Below are 3,417 nucleotides of genomic sequence, written 5' to 3'. Positions count from 1 at the left end.
GTGCACGACTCGGGGATCGTTCGTTGTTTGAGAACTGCACAGTGGACGCGAGCATCTTTAAGTATGTTTTTGTGGTCAAGTTTTTAAGGGCACAGGGTGGATGCCTTGGCACTAGGAGCCGAAGAAGGACGTCGTAGCCTGCGATAAGCCTCGGGGAGTTGGCAAACGAACCGTGATCCGAGGATGTCCGAATGGGGAAACCCCGCGCGAGTCATGTCGCGTGACCCGCACCTGAATATATAGGGTGTGTGGAGGGAACGCCGGGAAGTGAAACATCTCAGTACCGGCAGGAAGAGATATTCCGTGAGTAGTGGCGAGCGAAAGCGGATCAGGCCAAACCGTGTGCGTGTGATAGCCGGCAGGCGTTGCGCATGCGGGGTTGTGGGACCCTTCAGCTGGTTCTGCCGAACCAGCAGGGAGTCAGAAAGTCTCGTGATAGTCGAAGGGCATTGAAAGGCCCGGCACAGAGGGTGGTACCCCCGTAGACGAAATCACGTGGCCTCCCGAGGGGGATCCCAAGTAGCACGGGGCCCGAGAAATCCCGTGTGAATCTGGCAAGACCACTTGCTAAGCCTAAATACTACCTAGTGACCGATAGCGGACAAGTACCGTGAGGGAAAGGTGAAAAGTACCCCGGGAGGGGAGTGAAATAGTACCTGAAACCGTGTGCCTACAATCCGTCGGAGCCTCCCTAGCAGGGGTGACGGCGTGCCTTTTGAAGAATGAGCCTGCGAGTTAGTGGTACGTGGCGAGGTTAACCCGTGTGGGGAAGCCGTAGCGAAAGCGAGTCCGAATAGGGCGACCGTAGTCGCGTGCTCTAGACCCGAAGCGAAGTGATCTAGCCATGGGCAGGTTGAAGCGCGGGTAAGACCGCGTGGAGGACCGAACCCACCTGGGTTGAAAACCGGGGGGATGACCTGTGGTTAGGGGTGAAAGGCCAATCAAACTTCGTGATAGCTGGTTCTCCCCGAAATGCATTTAGGTGCAGCCTCGCGTGTTTCTTGCCGGAGGTAGAGCTACTGGATAGCCGATGGGCCCCACAAGGTTACTGACGTTAGCCAAACTCCGAATGCCGGTAAGTGAGAGCGCGGGAGTGAGACTGCGGGGGATAAGCTCCGTAGTCGAGAGGGAAACAGCCCAGACCACCAGCTAAGGCCCCTAAGCGTATGCTAAGTGGGAAAGGATGTGGAGTTGCACAGACAACCAGGAGGTTGGCTTAGAAGCAGCCACCCTTGAAAGAGTGCGTAATAGCTCACTGGTCAAGTGATTCCGCGCCGACAATGTAGCGGGGCTCAAGTATACCGCCGAAGCTGTGGCATTCACACATTGCGCTAAGCCTTCGTGGTTCAGGCGTGTGGATGGGTAGGGGAGCGTCGTGTGGCGGGTGAAGCTGCGGGGTGACCCAGTGGTGGACGCTACACGAGTGAGAATGCAGGCATGAGTAGCGAATGACGGGTGAGAAACCCGTCCGCCGAATGACCAAGGGTTCCAGGGCCAGGCTAATCCGCCCTGGGTAAGTCGGGACCTAAGGCGAGGCCGACAGGCGTAGTCGATGGACAACGGGTTGATATTCCCGTACCGGCGAAGAACCGCCCATACCGAGCCCGGTGATGCTAAACGTCCGAAGTGTGGCACCGACTCCTTCGGGAGTCACCGCCTCATGGAGCACGTGACCCGAACCGGTAGTAGGTAAGCGTATTAACAGGAGTGACGCAGGAAGGTAGCCCGGCGTGGCGATGGTAGTCCACGTCCAAGGTCGTAGGGCGAGTGGTAGGCAAATCCGCCACTCATCAAGCCTGAGAGCCGATGGTGACAGCGTATGCTGGAAGAGGGTGATCCTATGCTGCCAAGAAAAGCTTCGACGCGAGGTTCTAGCCGCCCGTACCCTAAACCGACTCAGGTGGTCAGGTAGAGAATACCAAGGCGATCGAGATAATCGTGGTTAAGGAACTCGGCAAAATGCCCCCGTAACTTCGGGAGAAGGGGGGCCTGAAGCGTGTACCGGCTTGCCCGGGAAGCGTGGAGGGCCGCAGAGACCAGGGAGAAGCGACTGTTTACTAAAAACACAGGTCCGTGCGAAGTCGCAAGACGATGTATACGGACTGACGCCTGCCCGGTGCTGGAAGGTTAAGAGGACGGGTCAGCCGCAAGGCGAAGCTCAGAATTTAAGCCCCAGTAAACGGCGGTGGTAACTATAACCATCCTAAGGTAGCGAAATTCCTTGTCGGGTAAGTTCCGACCTGCACGAATGGCGTAACGACTTCTCCGCTGTCTCAACCGCGAACTCGGCGAAATTGCACTACGAGTAAAGATGCTCGTTACGCGCAGCAGGACGGAAAGACCCCGGGACCTTTACTATAGCTTGGTATTGGTGTTCGGTGCGGCTTGTGTAGGATAGGTGGGAGACTGTGAAGCCGGCACGCCAGTGTCGGTGGAGTCAACGTTGAAATACCACTCTGGTCGCTCTGGACATCTAACCTCGGTCCGTGATCCGGATCAGGGACAGTGCCTGGTGGGTAGTTTAACTGGGGCGGTTGCCTCCTAAAATGTAACGGAGGCGCTCAAAGGTTCCCTCAGCCTGGTTGGCAATCAGGTGGCGAGTGCAAGTGCACAAGGGAGCTTGACTGTGAGACTGACAGGTCGAGCAGGGACGAAAGTCGGAACTAGTGATCCGGCGGTGGCTTGTGGAAGCGCCGTCGCTCAACGGATAAAAGGTACCCCGGGGATAACAGGCTGATCTTGCCCAAGAGTCCATATCGACGGCATGGTTTGGCACCTCGATGTCGGCTCGTCGCATCCTGGGGCTGGAGTAGGTCCCAAGGGTTGGGCTGTTCGCCCATTAAAGCGGTACGCGAGCTGGGTTTAGAACGTCGTGAGACAGTTCGGTCCCTATCCGCTGCGCGCGCAGGAAACTTGAGAAGGGCTGTCCCTAGTACGAGAGGACCGGGACGGACGAACCTCTGGTGTGCCAGTTGTTCCGCCAGGAGCACGGCTGGTTGGCTACGTTCGGAAGGGATAACCGCTGAAAGCATCTAAGCGGGAAGCCTGCTTCAAGATGAGGTTTCCACGGGGCTCGTCCCCGAGAGGCTCCCGGCTAGACCACCGGGTAGATAGGCCGGATGTGGAAGGCAGGACTAACGACTGCCGCAGCTGACCGGTACTAATAAGCCGACAACTTCACCACTCGTACTTTTGCTACGCGTCCACTGTGCGGTTCCCGAACCACGAACACGCACCCCTTGCAGTTCAGGGGTGTCCCGTGTTTGACTGTTCGACAGAGTTACGGCGGTCATAGCGAAGGGGAAACGCCCGGTCCCATTCCGAACCCGGAAGCTAAGCCCTTCAGCGCCGATGGTACTGCACTCGCCAGGGTGTGGGAGAGTAGGACGCCGCCGGACATCATTTCAGAAAGAGCCA

General features: G+C 57.5%; 2 rRNA genes. Both read left to right on the top strand.

What is annotated here, in order from left to right:
* The first annotated feature begins 73 nt into the window (after window positions 1-73).
* A 23S ribosomal RNA gene (locus AC3WUG_RS19275) occupies window positions 74-3,184 on the top strand.
* Window positions 3,185-3,281: 97 nt separating this feature from the next.
* Window positions 3,282-3,398, top strand: a 5S ribosomal RNA gene (gene rrf / locus AC3WUG_RS19270).
* The last annotated feature ends 19 nt before the right edge of the window (window positions 3,399-3,417 follow it).

The organism is Cellulomonas sp. EB106-03-03-XG116, from assembly GCF_058792015.1.
The sequence above is the reverse complement of the archived record's forward strand: the minus strand, read 5'-3'. Positions and strand labels throughout refer to the sequence as shown.